Origin of the sequence: uncultured Nitratireductor sp. (genome assembly GCF_913053745.1) — a bacterium.
Taxonomy (GTDB): Bacteria; Pseudomonadota; Alphaproteobacteria; order Rhizobiales; family Rhizobiaceae; genus Nitratireductor.
On record NZ_CAJXGF010000026.1, the window covers coordinates 1 to 16681 of the forward strand.

The following is a 16681-nucleotide window of genomic DNA, read 5'->3' on the forward strand; positions in this document are numbered from 1 at the left end:
AGCGTCTCTGCGTCCCGTCTTGCCAGAAGTCGTGCGCCCAGCGCTGAATCGGCTGCGGTTTTGCGGAAGGTCATGGCCTCGCCATCTACAGCCAAAAGCGGGGTGCCGGTCCGAGCGTCGAAAACGCACACGAGGCCCTGCACCGAGGCCTGCGGCGGCATGAGGGTCAGGTTTTGAGGGAATACCCCGACCATCTTGACCACGATGATGTCCTGCTGATTCCAGCCAACGAGCGTCACGAACTTGTTCGGCCCGCCCTCAGGCTCATCCGCAATCAGGTTGGCCGTCTCCGGCATAACCCCGTGATGCGCCTGTTCGAGCGCGTCGATCAGCGAGGCATAGTCAAGAGTTTCGTGCACGGTTTGAGCATCGATGTATTGCATGAAAGGTCTCAGAAAAGAAGATTGGGCAAGGCGGTGACCAGTGGTGGGAAGACGGCCAGCAGAAGAAGGACCGCCACCAACGCCGCCAGGAAGGGCAATGCCTCGCGGGTGTATTCCTCCACCGAACAACGCGTGATGGCGCAGACGGTGTAAAGCACCGTTCCGACCGGCGGTGTCAGTGACCCGATGGTGGTGTTCAAGACCAGAAGAACACCGAAATGGACGGGATCGATCCCGAGCAGGCTCGTCACCTCCAGAAGCAGTGGCGCAAGGATGACGAGCAGAGCCAGCCCTTCCAGAACGGTTCCAAGGGCAAGCAGCCCCAGCATGATGATCAGAAGAACCACATGCGGATTGTCGGAGATGACAAGCAGTGCACCGACAATCTGCTGAGGAATCTGCTCCAGTGCGAGGATCATCGAGAAGACACTGGCGGAGGCGACGATGAACAGAACACTCGCAGTCGTATGAGCGGATTCACGCAGAAGACCGTATGTGTCGCCAAGTCCGATCCCACGGTAGATGACAAGGCCGACCGCGAATGCATAGATTGCGGCGATAGCACCCAGTTCCGTCGGGGTGAACCAGCCGGTGCGCAGCCCGAAGATGAGCATGACGGGCATGGCCAGTGCCCACAGGGCAGCGCGCCCGCGGCCAAGAACCTCGGTCGCGGAGGCTCTTTTCTCGCGCTCCGGCCGGTATCCGCGCCGCTTGGCGATGAGCCGCACCGTCACCAGAAGCGCTCCCGTGATCAGGAAGGCCGGCACGACACCACCGAGAAAAAGCCGCCCGATCGAGGTGTTGGTGAGCAAGCCGTAGATGATGAGGCCAATGCTTGGCGGCATGATCGGCGCAATGGCACCGGATGCCGCACTGATGACGGAGGCAAAACCGTTGGAATACCCCTTGTCGCGCATGATCGGGGCAATCGTGCGCGCATCAATGGCTGCGTCGGCATTGGACGATCCCGACATTGCACCCAGAAACAGGGAGTTCATCACGGCCACCTGCGCCAGACCACCCCACCAATGCCCGACCAGCGCATTGGCAAAACCATAGAGGCGCTCAGCAATGCCGCCACGGGCCATGGCGGCGCCTGCGACCACGAAGAAGGGGACGGCCAGAAGCGGAAAGGATTCCAGTGCCGAGGACATGCGTTGAGCCACAATGCTCGCCATCATCGGGTTCACGGCGAAATAGGCGACCGATGTTCCCAGCAGAACGAAGGCGATCGGTGTTCCGAGAACAAGAAGCAGCAGGAAGACAATCGCAATGAGGGTCAAGGCCGATCCTCCGGACCCGCCTTCAAACGCTCCCACGCCTGTGTGATCTGAACGAGGATCAGCACGGCCATGGCTGCCAGGAGTCCTACAGACACGATCCATTTTGGCCAACCCAGAGCGAGAAAGCGTGTGAAGCGCGCCGTGGCGATCTGTGCCTGTGCGGCATCGATCACCGCGAGTGCAATGACGGTGACAATGGCGTGGACCAGCAATTGCACAGCAAGGCGCCAACGGGGTGGCAAACGGTTGGAGAAAAAGCTCACCCCAAAGAGCTGGCCATTGAGGGCCGCCCCGACGAGGCCGAACCACACGACACCGGCAAAGGCCACCAGCGCGAGATCATGCGCTGCGTGAAAGGTGAGGCCAAACAATCCGCGCGCGAGAACATTGGCGCTTACGACCAGCAGAACAACGCCCAGCAGGATGGCCGGGATGACCGAACCAACAACGGAAAAGAACCTGTGCAGCACTCCCCTCACCTTTCCTCCCGGGATCCCCTCGCCCGCATTGTTATGTTGTCAGGTCAAGTGATCGGCGACGATGTCCCGCTGTTGAGAACACCGCCGCCGTTCACTTGGGGTCGATGGCAATCACGGATTGCCCCAACACACCACCGACCCTCAAGCGACCCTCAAGTCACTTTCCGGTAGCGGCGGCACGGACCTTGTCGTAGAGCCCTTCAGGCCATTGCGGAAAGCTATTGTAGAAGCCGGCCGTCGCTTTGCGGTAGGCATCGATGTCGGCATCGTGGAACGTGACGCCAGCGGCTTCAAACTCCTTGCGGATCTCTGCGGCCTTCTCTTCCGACAGAGTTGTCAACTCACGCCCGCCCTGACGGAACTCTTCCACAAGAATCGCGCGGTCCTCATCGCTGATCGACTGATAGGCAGCCTCACTCATCACCCATCCAGTGAAGAGGTTGAAATGCCCGGTCAAGGTGAGGTGTTTTGCCGGTTCATACCAGCGGCTCGCACGAAGGCCGGTCAATGGCGCCTCAGCAGCTGTCACAACGCCCTGCGACAAAGCCGAGTAGACCTCCGCCGCCTCGACCGTCGTCGCAATGACCTCAAGGGGTTCGAATGTCTTCAGCCATGTTTCCACCGGTGGCACCCGCATCCGCACACCTTTCAAATCGGCCGGCTCCACATAGGGTACATCACCGATCATGTGACGGGGCCCATCAAACCAGTTGATCGCAAGAACCCGGATTGCCGCCTTTTCAGCCAACTGGTCATAGTAGCCCTGCATCAGGTCCGAATTGGCGAGGCGCTCCCCCTGTTCACTGTCATCAATGATGAACGGGCCTTCAACGACGGACAGTTCCGGTACGCCGAAAGTGGCCATGAAGGAGGCCGAGGTAAAGGTAATGATGGGTTGCCCCTGGCTTGCCTGCTCCAGTGAATCACTGGTCGAGCCAAGCTGCCCTGAAGGAAAAAGCTGGAAGGCGACGCGGCCTTCAGTACGCTCGGTGATGCGTTCGGCGACCTTTTCCACCATGACAACCGAATCCGCTGTGGGCGGATTGACCGAGGCAATGCGCAAGGTGACTTCCGCAGCATGAGCGGGAGGTAAAACCGCCATCACCACGCCAGCTGCAATGCTGCCCAGAATGCTTCGACGTTTGATCAAGTTCATGTTTCTGTTCCCCATGATGCTCCTCCGTTTTAGCGCGCCCGTCTCATGCAATGAGCGCCTTCTCACTGCGTTCGCGGCGGCAATGTTTCCACCGCCGCGCTCAGATTTTCCCCTCAGTAATCGTGGATCTTCTTCATGTAGCGTCGTGCTTCGAGCATGGTGTGATTGCGGCGCTGGGCGAGCTTGTAGGCAAACCCCCAAAGGGCATCGAAGAAGATCAGTGGCACGAGATAGCCCTGGAACGCCGCGTCGATCCCACTCAGATCGAGCTCGGCTGCATCCAGAACCATGATCCTTTCGCGATCACCGAACCGGTAGAGAAAATCGCGCGTGCGCTCTTCGATGCGCCGCGTCTCATCCATCCCAATGAGGAGAATGGCGTTGGTGTTTTCATCGACGACCTCGAAAGGCCCGTGAAAGAACTCGTTCGCGTGAATGGCCTGCGAGTTGATCCACTGCATTTCCATCAACACGCAGATGGCGAAGGAGTAGGCAGCCCCATAACCGGCGCCACTGGCCGCGGTGTAGATGACCGAACTGTCCTTGAACCGGTCCGCATAGGTTTCGAAGCGATCTTCATAGACGCTCTTTGCCTGATCGATGGCCGACTGCAGATTGCCGAGACTGGACAAAAGAGAGGAGACAACATCGTGCCCTTCCCGCTGGCGCAAAAGGCCCGCCAAAATCATGTAGAGAACAGCGTAATTGCTCTCTGCGGGGTCGATCGGGACACCAGTTGTGTAGGGCGCATCGTAGCGCACCACATGGTCTGCCGCCTCGGCCAAAGGGGATTGAGGATCGAGCGTCATGGCCACGGTCACAGCGCCGTGCTCACGTGCAAACCTGGCAGCGTTCGCGGTTTCCCGCGTGGTGCCCGTCTGCGAGCAGAGGATCACCAGCGCCTTCTCGCCCAGATGACGGGGATGGCGGCAAATGAATTCATCCGCATTGTAGAGATCGGATGTGATCGTCTCGAAATGCCGATCGATAAAGTATTTTCCCGGGTGCATGATCGACAGGGATCCACCGCAAGCAACCAGAAACACATGGGTGATCTCGCGTTGCCCGATCGCCTCCAGGGCCATCTGCACATCCGGGCTCAATTCACGCTTCATACCAATTCCTCTGCACAGCCTCCCCTTACCGGAGACCTTGTTGACACCATGGAGTCATTGTGGGAACGTTCTCACACCTTGTCAATCGGAATAGAGAAAAATGGTTCGAATCGCGGCGATCGGAGACAATGATGTTGACTGTTACCTCTCCAATGGGCTGATGTATCCGGGAGGAAATTGCTACAATGTCTCCATCTTTGCCCGCCGTTTTGGAGTCGAAAGCGCCTATATCGGCGCCATGGCCAACGACCCTGCCGGGAGGCACATGCGCAATGTCCTGCTCAAGGAGCGGGTCGATATCGAGCGGCTGCGCACCGCTGACGGAATCACGGCCTATTGCGTGATCGGCCACGTCGACGGGGACCGGGTGTTTCTCAACAATGATTTCGGCGTCTCGCGCTTCATTCCCGATATTGACGACTTCGAGTTCCTTTCGGGATATGACGTCGCCCATGTCGGCCAGAGCAGTGCACTTGACCAATGGCTTCCCGAGATCGCCGAGCGAACAGCCCTCTCCTACGATTTCGCCGTTCGCCATGAGGCAGAGCATATAGGAAAGGTCGCGCCGCTGTGCCAATTGGCTTCCGTTTCCACCAGCCACCTTTCGCACAAGGACGCCGTGGATCTTGCCCTGACTATCAAGGGTGCGGGCGCGCAGTGGGTGCTGGCAACTCGAGGACGCGACGGAGCCATTCTCCTCAAAGGCGATGCTCAATACGACATCCAAGCCGCTTCAGTCGAGGCGGTGGATACTCTCGGCGCCGGCGACACCTTCATCGCCCGCACCCTTGTGGGACTCATGACAGGGGAAAAGCCGAACGACACGCTATCAGCCGCAGCCAAGGCAGCTGCCGGAACCTGCTCCTTTCATGGAGCCGTCGGTTATGGGGTCCCGATCGACGTTCCTGTCCAACTCGACATGGCGCAGGCTGCGCTCAAACAGAGTTCGCCGGCGGCTGAATAGACCCCCTCAGGATCAGGTCGGCTTTCAACATGGAAACGCGAGGAGGGCGCGTGGCGTCGGCGATGCGGTCGAGCACGAGACGCGCAGCTGTCTCTCCGACCTCCCTTGTCGGCTGTACAACAGCGCTGATCGTCGGCTCATGGAACTGCATCCAGTCGAGATCGTCGAAGCACACGAGTGAAACGTCTTGCGGGATCGAAAGCCGTTCCGCCTTCAACACGCCCATCAGCGCAGCAGACATCAGACCATCGGTGGAGAAGAAGGCTGTGGGGGGTGCACTGTGCCGGAAACAGGATGCGATGGCTGCTGTAGCAGCGTCGATCGAGTAGGTGCCAACACGCGCTACAAGTGCCGGATCCACCGACACTCCGGCCTCCAGATGTGCCTGCAGATAGCCGAGCAGGCGCTGCCAACTGGGGAACAAGTGGTCTGATGAGACCGAGCCTTCCAAAACGCCCGCGATGAAATCCTCGAAATTCCCGCCCTGCCACCATTCGAGTTCCGCCACGATACCGATGCGTCGGTGACCGACTGCAATGAGTTCAGCCGTACAGCGCCTGGACGCCGTAACATTGTCGACGGTCACTGCGTCCGTGTCCAACCCTTCGACAATACGGTCGATCTGGACCAAGGGCTTTCCTGTCGCGACAAAGGCCTGCAAGTGTTCCGCACCTGACAGTTGGCTTGGGGCAACGATCAGGCCATCCACCTGCTTCTGGATGAGCAGTTCTACGGCCTCGATCTCCTTCTGGGGCTCTTCATCGCTGCCCGTCAGGAGAATGCCGAACCCCTCGGCCCGCGAGATGTCGTAGATTCCGCGAAGAACGCTGGAATAAAACGGGCTTTGGATATCCCCGGCAACAACGCCAATCGTCTTGGTCACGCCGGTAATCAGGCTGCGTGCGAGCTGGTTGGGCTTATAGCCGAGCTGGCGCGCGCTTTTATGAACGCGATTGCGCACATCCTCACTGCTATAACCATACCCGCCCAGAACCCTGCCGGCGGTGGCAGTGCCCACACCTGCCAGCCTGGCAACCTCCGCGATAGTAACTTTGCGGCTTTTTTCTTGTGTCACAGCGACCCTCCGGACCCTCTATCTCGCAAAGCAGCCGTGCCTGCAAGCTACCCCTTTTATCGGTCAGATCCGAGAAACGGGAATGACTGGTTGTGAAATGTCGATCCTGGAAACCGCATCCCGTATGCAATTGATCACTAGCACCAGCGTCACGGTATCGGTCGCGATCGGCGCATAGTAGAACGCCGACCGGCTCAGCCGCACAAAACGGCACTACTGGCTGATGTCGAGACTCAGGTGATCCTGGCGCTCCATCGTTGTGTTCTTCACAGGCTCATCGCTTGAGCCCGAAGAACAGAAAGTCGTTTTTAACGCCAGCTTTCAAAGCCTGGGGCGGAGGTCCTTAATCTCCATCTCAATAGGAGCGTCGGTTTGTCCTCGCAGGCAAACACACTGGCCACATCCTTGACGGCCAGTCGTTTCTACGTACTCGCACTTGTAGAAATGTAGGAGCTTGCGGGACACCCTTCTTGGAGATGGAGACGAGCAGGGATGCGTTTCATGATAGAGAATCGGAGGGAGATTCAGCGCAAGCTACGCATTCTCGAGCACGCCGCCGAGACGGGAAACGTTTGCAAGACATGCCGCTATTTCGGGATCGGCCGCGCCAGTTTCTATCGGTGGCAGGCTGCGTATCGACGACACGGAAAACAGGTCTGGTCAATCGCAAGCCGATCCCGAAGAACCCGGCCAGATCGCATTCCGCGGGGCAATGGCTGAACCAATTACCGCGCGGCACATGGATGCGAAGATCAGGCGCTACAAGTACACGGCCATCGATGATGCGGCCCGCATCCGAGTGCTCAAGGTCTATGCGCGACATACTCACGTCAACACCATCGATTTCATCGTTTATATCATCGACAAGTTCCGCATCCGCGAGGTGAGAACCAACAACAGGCACGAATTCCAGGCCAAGTTCCAAAGGCATGTCGAGGACAAAGGCATCCGCCATGCCGATATCAAACCGACCTCGCCACAGCTGAATGGAAAAGTGGAACGATCGCACCCTTCCGACCAGGAGTTCTACCAACTCCTCACTTACAAGGGAAACGTCGATCTCGAAGCCAAGCTGCGCGAGTGGAAACGCTTTTATAATCTCGCCAGACCTCATGGCGCCTTCAAAGGCAAGATACCTTGCGAGGCACTCAAAACAGGCCGGCACAGGAGCCGGTATCCGAGCGACGGCCGACACCTAGTACAATCGCACTATCTGGTCCGCCGTCCGCAGTGGTGCTATTCGTCGCTGGCCGCCGATTTTCAATCAGAAGGGCAGACTCCGATTGCGCCATGACCGGATTATCATCGCCGATGATCACCCTGTATTCCGGGATGGCCTGGCACGGCTGATTCAGCGGCAGCAGCCTGAAGCAGATATCCAGCAAGCTGCGAGCGTCGAAGAAGTTCTGGCGCTGGCAGCGAAAGAACCGACGCCGGATACTTTCATTCTCGATCTGATGTTCACGACTGGCAATCTGGAAGCTTCCCTGCCAACGCTGCGCCAGCGTTTTAGCCGTGCCTCAATCATCGTCGTCTCTATGGTCGACGACATGGAGACCGCAAAGCGGGTGATGAGCGCCGGTGCCGACGGCTTTATCTGCAAGAGCCTGCCGCCTCACGAAATCATGGCTGCAGTCGCTGCAGTGTGCGATGGTGACATGGTGCTGCAACTGGCAGCCTCTGGTTTGCCCATAGGCGAAACCGACGCGCCGCTTCGCGGCCTGACACAGCGCCAGATTGATGTTCTGCGCCTGCTTGCCTGTGGGCTGAGCAACAAGGAGATCGGCCTCAGATTAGACATTTCGCCCTTCACGGTGCGAATTCATGTCTCCGCGGTTCTCAAGATCCTGGGTGTAACGACTCGCGCGGGCGCCGCCGCCAAGGCGATTGCCTTGGGCCTGGATCAATCCCCCTGAGGCCACGGCCTGAGCTGTCAAAACAGAGCGCAACTCGGCCGGACGAACAGGCTTTGCAAGGATGGGTATGTCATCATCGCCAAGATCCTGTCGAACGCGCATCTCGTCGTGCCCCGTCACGATTATGGCCGGAATCGCGCGCCCGACCAGTTGACGGACGATTGCGATGCAGTCTGCACCCGTGCGCTTGCCGCCCAGATCGTAGTCTGAAATCACGACATCCCAGCCCGCTCCCCTAACCGGTATGCCTGTTTCAGCCTGAACGACACACCCCCATTTCTGAAGCAGGGTGGCACTGGCCAGGAGCACGTCCTCGTCTTCCTCAACGAGCAGTACACACATGCCCGATATCGCGGAATGCATCGGCACCGTCGTCGGTTGCGGCGTGGGCACAACCTGTTCAGCGCATGACACCAAACCGGCAATTGCCACCGATGTGCCCCGCCCGGGAACCGAGCGCAGGGTGACATCCAGACCCATCAGCCCCCCGACACGGCGCACAATCGACAGCCCGAGGCCCACGCCTTCCACGTCACGGTCACCGCGCTCTCTCACCTGGTAGAACTCGTCGAAAACCTGTTCGAGATGCTCATCAGGTATACCGGGGCCGCGATCATGCACCTCGATCGTCAACTGACCGCTTCGACGGCGGCAGCCAATCAAGACAGGCGAACCGGGTGCATATTTAAGTGCGTTGCTGACGAGGTTCTGAAGCATGGTCGACAGCAATGCGGCATCAGCGCGAACGACACTTTCGCAGTGCACTGACCGCAATTCCACATCCGCCCATTGCGCCATTTCCGAATACTGCCGCACCACCTCTGCGATCACGTCTCCGATGAGTACGGGTTTCAACTTCGGCTTGACCTTGCCACTGTCCAGCGTCGCAATGTCCAGCAGTGAGCGAAATAGACCAGCGACACCGTGCAGGGAACGATCGATGTTCTCCACCATTTGCCGTTCTTCCCTGCCAAGTCCGGCATCACGCAGGCACGCTGTGAACAGGCTGATCGCGTGGATTGGTTGACGCAGGTCGTGGCTCGCCTGGGCAAGGAAGTTCGATTTGGCCAGGCTTGCCTCGCGGGCCTCATCCAGAGCACCGCGCAACGCGCGCTGCAGACCGTCTATATAGGCTGGTACGATTAAAGTGGTCAGAATCAGGGTGATAACCACATACGGATCACTGCGCCACTCGGTGTTGAAAACGGTGGCGATAGCAATGGTGGCCAGCGCCATGCAGGTCGCCACCAAAAGGTAGCGCGAGCCGAACCGCATGCCGTTGCCAACAGTCACCCACAACAGCGTTGCGTAAACTGGCAACATGGCCATGCCACCAACCGACATGGCGAGCGCCATTGCTCCGTAATCGCCAAACATTGCCAGCAACCGACGCCAGACAATGTGTCCAGGCTGCCGCGTGATGTGCAACAGCAGCAAGAAGGACAGTGGCACATATGCGACGACGGCAATGACCGCGAGCCACTCCCATATCGTATCAAGCCCCTGTAGGGCCAATACGGTGATGATGTAGACATCGAACAGGGGGACAAGGACGATCCGCACAAGCGCCTGGCCGCGCTCTGCATCCACCTTGCCCGTCGCAACCACCAGATTGCGAACGAACCATTTGCGAAAGTCTGCAACGAAAGTGGCTGCCGTGTTCCCCATCACACCTTTATCCGCTATTGCGCGACGATTTCGACACGGCGGTTGCGCGATCGGCCACTCTCGTCGGCATTGCTCGCAACTGGTGCCAGGGAGGCCACGCCCCTGGCGATCAGGCGTGTTCGTTCAATGCCGTAATCGGCTTCAAGTCGCGCCACCACGGCAACCGCCCGTGCCTCCGACAGGACCGTATTCGCCGCCAGATCACCCACATTGTCGGTGTGACCCACGACATAGACCTGCAGACGTGAGTTCGCCCGAAGCATTTCTGCAATCTGATCCAGGGCGGGGCCGGATTCCTGCTTCAACTGTGATTTGCCGGTGTCGAAGTAGACGCCCTGTACGGCCACATGGCCCTGGCGTTCCAGGGAACGCTGCAACTCCCCCGCCTGCAACACGTCTACCTGATCGGTTCGCAGCGCAACACCCTCCACGACCTGCTGGTACAGCAGCGTTCTGTTGTTCGACGTGTCCTCCACAACGTGCAGGAACACATGGAAAACGCCATCAGTACTCTCCTGCGAAGCCAGAAGGGCCCGCTCCGCAGTTCCGCCAAAGAAAGCATCACCGAATCCTTGCGGCCGAACAGTACCGCTATTGGAGATAAATGCCATCATGTCGACGCCACATGTTTCATGGCTTTCGCACGCAAACACCGTCTCGAAGCCCGCCTGTGCCAGCGCACTCTCATAATTGCGCATAACCTCCAGCGCCGAGCGCTCACCAGCGATGCGATAGCCGATCCGCGTGATCTTGCCTTCGACTTCAAGCAGATCTCCGGGGACCTCGCCATCGTCGACCCTGCCAGCCGGCAGGATCGCCACATCGTAGTCCCTAACCTGATACGCTCTGATCGTTGCCGTAGGAAAACGGCTCAGCAGCGGATGGTCGGAGGCTCCTTCGATGTCATCCGCATAAGCCGCGCTTCCCCAAGAAATTCCGCAGATCAACACTGTTCCAAAAAAATACTTCCACACGGGTCGTCTCCCTCCTCTTTTTTTAACGCCGGCTTGTCGGGCCACCTCGCAGTCCCTCGCACCACAATCCTGTCGCACCAACCGGTCCTGGAGTTGCGCACGTGGGACGAGGTCTTGTGATGAAGCCAGGTTTAAGACCCTGTCCGCCATAGCCAATGTCGATTCGCGGTGAGCGATGACGATACGCGTCATCCGCAGCTTTCCCCACAGCCACTCCCAAGCCGAGATCAGCTTGGCGAGCGTGACAGCAAATTATTGACCTTCGCCTCCAGAGTCAGGCCTTGTTGATATGACCGTAATGGCCGGTCATCCAAGGAGTTCGACTCATCTTGGAGCGCTGTTGGGAGACAGCTAAGCCGCTGACTCATTATATCTGGCGGCAGTTTCTGACATCACTTGGTTTCGCTAGCATCGGCGGCTGGCTTCTCGAGAGCTCGCCGATTCCGCCACACTTGCCATTCGGCGTCCCGCATAAGCGGCGCGATTCACTGCCCAACCGTTCCGACTGCCGTAAGGAGCAAAGTCACCCACTGCACCAAGCAGAGCACCCATCACAGCAGCACCTTCTTGTGATTGTCGCGCTTGGCCGCAAGCGTCGTTCCGCGAAGCAAAATGAGCGGCACTCTTGTCGCGGGGGGCGGAAACGCTGCTCCCAGGGCCGCCCGATGTCGAACTGCAGGCTGCGACGGGCAGACACAGCAAAACAGCAAATATACTCTTCATAAGACTCTCCAAGAACTTTAGGCCACCTCGTGATAGCCGTCTTGTAAGGTGTTCATCATAGAAAAATCAGAAAATCCACCTGTACAGATGAGCTATGCTCGGGTCATCACACCGATGCCGGCTCAAAACCACCTGCTTTCCTGCCGATCGTGATCTGAAGGACTTCGATTTTACCAGCAGCGATATCGACGGGGCGTTGGTTCGCCAAATTCACCACCGCAATTTCTTCGACAGCGCCAACAACATTGTCCTTGTCGGCGGCCCAAGCACCGGCAAGACGCACATCGCGACAGCAATCGGTATTCAGGTCATCGAGCGCTGTCATAAACGGGTACGGTTCTTCTCGACCAGCGCTAGAACAGGAGACAGCGCAAGAGCGCTCTGACCGGATCGCCAACCAACATTTTCATTCCGATCTTGTTATCCTCGACGGGCTGGGATACCTACTGTTCAGCGCATCAGGCGGAGCGATGCTGTTCCATTTGCTGAGCAAGCACTACATGGCCCGCGACGCACAGTTGTCACAGGCGGGCGTTCATACCACCGCCTTGAACAACCTCGACTTTAAGGCCTCACTGCCGGCGGATACCGCAATCAAACTCGTCTCCTCCCACGCAACAAGTACGTTCGTTAGGGCGTCAAGCCGATCGCGCGGTCGAGCGCCTGCGAGAAACCTTTCAGCGAAACTGAAAACGGCACCTCCTTCTTAGTAGTGTTGGCAATGACACCAATTCTCAGTGCCTCGCCCTCGCGCAGGGCTTTGGTCGTTTCCGCTGTGAAGATCAGGGCGAGAACACACCCGATGGGCAGGCAGGTTTGAAAATGTGAGGCTTTTCCCGGCGACAGGTCGTCAATCCTGAAGGTTGCTCCCTTTTCGAGATCGAGACCGAAAGGCAGAACGAGCGAGCCTCTCAATCCGCCGTTGTCGGAAGGCGTGAGTTCGATCGTCAGAACACGTTGACCGTCCTTTTGGATCTGCTGCTGGGAAAATGCGCAATGGCGTTTCTCGCTCTGGTCCACACAAGCAACCGTCCAGTTGTCGTATGTTTCCGACAGGGAGGATGGAGCATTCTCCGACCCGGGATCGGCCTGTGCAGAAACCACCGTGGCGGCGATAAACATCGCCGCCACTGTCACAAAGACCTTGCGGACAATCATCAGAAGCGAATGCCCAATCTTGCGTCGAGACCGTTGGTCCCCGACCCAGACCCGAACTCGCCATTATAGGTTATGCCGAGCGTGGCCGCCTCGGTCATCTTCATGTCAAGCCCGAGCTGGAGCATGACTGTATCTTTAGCAACGGGAACTCCCGAGACCGTGTATGCCTCGCTGCCGGTGAAAGCGAATTGCGAGGACGGATCGATATCCCCGAAAGCGTGGCGCCAGCCCACCGTTCCACTGGCGGTTGCCTGGATTCCGCCGAGCACGAAATCGGAGGATGCCCGCAACCCCAGTGTGGTGAACGCCGTGTTGAGCGTCTCGTCCGCGCTCGTGAGGGCGGAGGCCCCGCCTTTTTCCGTGAAGCCATCGGTGTGCAGGTTTACATAGGCAAGGTTCGCGAAGGGCTCGAAGGTTGCGACAGCGCTGTCGAACAGGTAGCCCACCTCCCCATAGGCTTGGAAGGCACCGGCATCATAGTCTGCGGTCAATTGCTCGCTGAAACCGGGGAACGCCACCGAACGGCTCGTCGACAGCCTGTGCCATGTATAGGCAAGTCCGGAACGGAAGGACAGAGCGCCCCACTGCGAACCGCCATAAAGGCCGAGATGGTAATTGTCGCTATCGCCGGAGGATGCACGCGCATCGGCGTTGAAAGTCGAGTGGCTGTATCCGGCAAGAAGGCCTGCCCGCCAGTTTCCGAGCGGCGCATCGATGCCGGCCATAAAACCGCCTGTCGAAATGTCCAGATCGCCGACATTGACGCCACCGTTGAGATCGCTCCACGAGCCGAAAGCCTGCCCCCAGGCTACCGGGCCAGGTGCAACCGCGTCGACGAATGCAGGGCCATCTTCACCATAGGCAAGAACTGGCAGGCTTGCGGCGGCAACGTCACCGAAAGCGGCCCGGATGCGGCCGTTGACGGCGTCCCTCACATGCTGACTGCCCAGAATGAGCGAAGTCTGGGTCGATGCGTGAACCTCGCCCGAGAGCCGTTCAAAAGCATTCCGCGCTTCCTCGGCGCTCAGCAGCAGCAAGCTGTTGTAGAGCTGCAGCGACGAGCCACTCTGCTCCAGCGTGTTGAGCGCGACAGCGACATTGCGCTGGTTGCCGGTTTCGGCGACGCGGTCAAAGAGGCCCGTACCAGGCCCGCCGGGGTCTCCGGGGTCTCCGGGGTCTCCGGGGCCACCGGGATCTCCAGGTCCGCCTGGGTCACCGGGGCTGCCTGCATCCAGAACGGCGATCTTCAGGTCGACTGCTTTCGCGCTGTGCACGAGATCGACATCAAGGAAGGCTGACTTCGAGATCGCTTCGGCGAATTCGCCAGAGATGCCTTTTTCGGCGGTCAGGATCGTATATGTCTGGCCGCTCTGGTAGCTCGTACTGGAATCGAGTGCTGTGACCTCAACGTTGACGCCATTGCCGATCGTCACCTTGCCGCCGCGCTCGAACATATCGAGCGAAGACTCGTAGCCGATATCCTTGACGGCAATATTGTCGCTCGTGCCATTGCCGAGGACGTCTACCTCGTAGACCGAATTATCGTGAAAGGCGAGCGAACCCATGACGGTCAATGTGCCGGTTGAATTGTCGCCCGGCGCAATGCGCGCATTTTTCTCGAGCAGGACGGATCCAACAGTGCCCGATCCGCCAAGCGTGCCAAACAAGCTCGGATCGCGGTCGGCATATACGTTGTTGGATTCCGCTCCCCAAACCTCAATCCGGTTCGAGTAGCGGGCGAATTTCTCCCCGGGATCACCCTCGATCTCATAAATGCGGCCGACGGTGCCGTCGACGATCAGCGTGCCACTCTTGACCTCAAACGTGGTTTTGGTCTCGCGGTTCGCTCGCCCGTCCAGGTCTGTCGTATCCATGTCGCTCTTAAGCACAAGCCGGGCATCCGCGCCGTCGACGACAACGGCGAGATCATCGCTTTTCGTTGTATAAAATTCGGACAGGTCGCCATCGATAATCGTCTCCCCGGAATAGCTTCTGATAAAGCCACTGCCCGAGAGCTTGTTTGAAAAGAGATAGTCGCTGTTGGTGTGATTGAAGTGGAGACCGGTTTCGTCAAGGAGAATCGTTGCGTCGGCATTGAGAAAACCGGCGGCTTTCGGATCTCCCAGGCCAAGCCATCCGTCACTGCTTTCCTTCGCGCCGCCAATAATCAGCGACTGGCGGAGATTGAACTGGCCGCCGACCTCCAAATGGCCGTCGCCGCTGAGCGCCACCGGCCCATTCGCATTGAAATTTCCGGTGACATTGAACCGACTGTTCTGGCCGTCAACCGTGAGGTAAGCAAGGAGGCCGACGCCGGCCGTATCGGCGTTCACCGTACCGCCGCTCTCGACACGCACCCCGCCTTGCGAGGAAATCGCAAGGACAGACGTTTCCAGCAAGCCGCCGTTGGAAACCGTGATGTAACCCGTATTGAAAGCGCCTTCGAGATCCACGCGCTGACCGGCACGCAAAACGGAGCTGGCGCCGGTGATGGTCGTGTTCTCACCGAGCTTCAGGGTTTGCGTTTCTACTTTGCCTCCGTTCTCGATGGCAAAGCCGTTGTGATTGATCATCGCCCCTGTGTTGAGCCAACTCGATCCCCCGCCGCTGACAAGTATCGCATTGCCCTGCCCCCCAAGAGAAACATAATTGGTGGAGATCAGCCCCCCATCCTTGATGGTGATGGGATCGACGATCGCCGCACTGCTGCTCAAGCCGCGGAGTTCGTCGGCGTCAAGCACGGAACCTTCACCAGAAACCATAATATGGGATTCGCCGCCGAAGCCGACGGCGTTGCTGATGCGGACCTGATCGGCAAAGACCTTGCCGCCGTCTTCGATGACTAGGGTTCCGCTGCCGTAGCCGGTGCCCGTGGCGCCGATCCCGAGCACGCCTGCATAGGCGATAGGAGCGCTTCCGGAGAGATGCCATTCAGCACCCGGACCGGAAACCCTCACCATGCCCGTGTTGGGCACATCCCGACCACCACCCTGACCGATGAAGCCTGCCCCGCTGTAAACTTTCGCGCCGATGATGGACAATTCGGCAGGCACGCCATTCACCTTACCGACGCTCAATTCGCCGTTGATGGCGTGCTGATTCGTCCAGGTCACCGAACCTTGGTCTAGTGTACAATCGGTAATGGCGGGATTGCTTCCAAGTCGGGTATCGCAGACAACCTGTGCTTGCGCTTCACTGAAGCCGACAGCGGCCACGGCCGAGAGGGCGAAACCCAATCCGGTACAACCAAGAGCCGTGGAACTGCGGAGCCATCTCTTCAGTTCAAAAAAAGTCCTTACCTGAATCAATGAGGTGCTCCCACGATAAGTGCTGAAACTGACGGTTCCGTCATCGAGCGACGGGCCGGTAGCTCGTTGGCGCCACATTCAGCATGCCAATCGGAGTTTGGCTATTAGAACAGATGCACTATCGGCGGCGCTTCACATAGGCTGAAAGCCACACGGGTCGAGAGATCAGAATACCTTGTTGAGCGGCTTCATGGTCCCGATCCATCGGCTTGCAACTTGTGATGAGTTCTATCTTTAGCTGCAGGAGCAATGCGGCAAGCGCCAGGGCGCTAGGCTGCGGGGCGAATGCTGCATCGAAGCGCATGTCGCAAATCATCTCTGCCGGTTTACTGGGCGCAGCTTGCTGAACGTCATATAGGCAGGATGATGCCCTGCATGATCTCGAGGCGGCCCCAGGGAAAGCCACGAGATCGTCCACGCCGATGCCTTGCGGACGATCTCGTTCGCCTGGTGCTGCTCGCGGTTCTCCCACTCAAGCG

10 protein-coding genes and 4 pseudogenes are annotated in these 16681 nt (G+C 58.6%); 4 read left to right on the forward strand and 10 right to left on the reverse strand.

The window, feature by feature from the left end:
• The 5 genes and pseudogenes from QZ638_RS06400 to QZ638_RS06420 all read right to left on the reverse strand — a co-directional run.
• Positions 1-383: pseudogene (locus QZ638_RS06400) on the reverse strand (ornithine cyclodeaminase); the annotation flags it as partial.
• A gap of 8 nt (positions 384-391) precedes the next feature.
• A complete protein-coding gene (locus QZ638_RS06405) occupies positions 392-1666 on the reverse strand; it encodes a TRAP transporter large permease (RefSeq protein ID WP_295808175.1) in 1275 nt (424 codons plus the stop codon).
• Positions 1663-2136 carry a TRAP transporter small permease gene (locus tag QZ638_RS06410; RefSeq protein ID WP_295808176.1) on the reverse strand — a complete coding sequence of 158 codons (474 nt, stop codon included), beginning with the start codon at positions 2134-2136 and terminating at the stop codon, positions 1663-1665. Before QZ638_RS06410 ends, QZ638_RS06405 begins: the two co-directional genes overlap by 4 nt.
• Positions 2137-2302: 166 nt before the next feature.
• A complete protein-coding gene (gene dctP / locus QZ638_RS06415) occupies positions 2303-3301 on the reverse strand; it encodes a TRAP transporter substrate-binding protein DctP (protein WP_295808177.1) in 999 nt (332 codons plus the stop codon).
• Positions 3302-3414: 113 nt separating this feature from the next.
• Positions 3415-4416 carry an SIS domain-containing protein gene (locus QZ638_RS06420; RefSeq protein WP_295808178.1) on the reverse strand — a complete coding sequence of 334 codons (1002 nt, stop codon included), beginning with the start codon at positions 4414-4416 and terminating at the stop codon, positions 3415-3417.
• Positions 4417-4516: 100 nt separating this feature from the next.
• Between QZ638_RS06420 and QZ638_RS06425 the strand changes: the two genes are divergently transcribed.
• The gene (locus tag QZ638_RS06425) at positions 4517-5380 is read left to right on the forward strand and encodes a PfkB family carbohydrate kinase (RefSeq protein WP_007010207.1); all 864 of its coding nucleotides are present in this window, start codon (positions 4517-4519) and stop codon (positions 5378-5380) included.
• On the opposite strand, the gene QZ638_RS06430 is transcribed toward QZ638_RS06425, so the two are convergent.
• Positions 5352-6455, reverse strand: coding sequence for a LacI family DNA-binding transcriptional regulator (locus QZ638_RS06430; RefSeq protein WP_007010208.1), 1104 nt, complete (start codon positions 6453-6455; stop codon positions 5352-5354). The two genes, QZ638_RS06425 and QZ638_RS06430, sit on opposite strands and share 29 nt — an antisense overlap.
• A 501-nt stretch (positions 6456-6956) precedes the next feature.
• Between QZ638_RS06430 and QZ638_RS06435 the strand changes: the two are divergent.
• Together QZ638_RS06435 and QZ638_RS06440 are read left to right on the forward strand one after the other, a co-directional pair.
• Positions 6957-7608: pseudogene (locus QZ638_RS06435) on the forward strand (integrase core domain-containing protein); the annotation flags it as partial.
• 130 nt (positions 7609-7738) lie between these two features.
• Positions 7739-8371: a response regulator transcription factor gene (locus tag QZ638_RS06440; protein WP_295808179.1), complete on the forward strand. Its 633-nt coding sequence runs from the start codon at positions 7739-7741 to the stop codon at positions 8369-8371.
• 435 nt (positions 8372-8806) lie between these two features.
• Here QZ638_RS06440 and QZ638_RS23290 read toward each other — a convergent pair.
• Positions 8807-10039, reverse strand: a pseudogene (locus tag QZ638_RS23290) (HAMP domain-containing sensor histidine kinase); the annotation flags it as partial.
• A gap of 14 nt (positions 10040-10053) precedes the next feature.
• Positions 10054-11205: an OmpA family protein gene (locus tag QZ638_RS06450; protein ID WP_295808181.1), complete on the reverse strand. Its 1152-nt coding sequence runs from the start codon at positions 11203-11205 to the stop codon at positions 10054-10056.
• A gap of 649 nt (positions 11206-11854) precedes the next feature.
• Here QZ638_RS06450 and QZ638_RS06455 point away from each other — a divergent pair.
• Positions 11855-12236 (forward strand): annotated as a pseudogene (locus QZ638_RS06455) (ATP-binding protein); the annotation flags it as partial.
• 130 nt (positions 12237-12366) lie between these two features.
• On the opposite strand, the gene QZ638_RS06460 reads toward QZ638_RS06455, so the two are convergent.
• Positions 12367-12894 (reverse strand): invasion associated locus B family protein, encoded by a 528-nt coding sequence (locus QZ638_RS06460; protein ID WP_295808182.1) that lies wholly within the window; start codon positions 12892-12894, stop codon positions 12367-12369.
• On the reverse strand, positions 12894-16007 hold the full coding sequence (locus QZ638_RS06465) for an autotransporter domain-containing protein (RefSeq protein ID WP_295808184.1): 3114 nt from the start codon (positions 16005-16007) through the stop codon (positions 12894-12896). Before QZ638_RS06465 ends, QZ638_RS06460 begins: the two co-directional genes overlap by 1 nt.
• Positions 16008-16681: the final 674 nt, after the last annotated feature.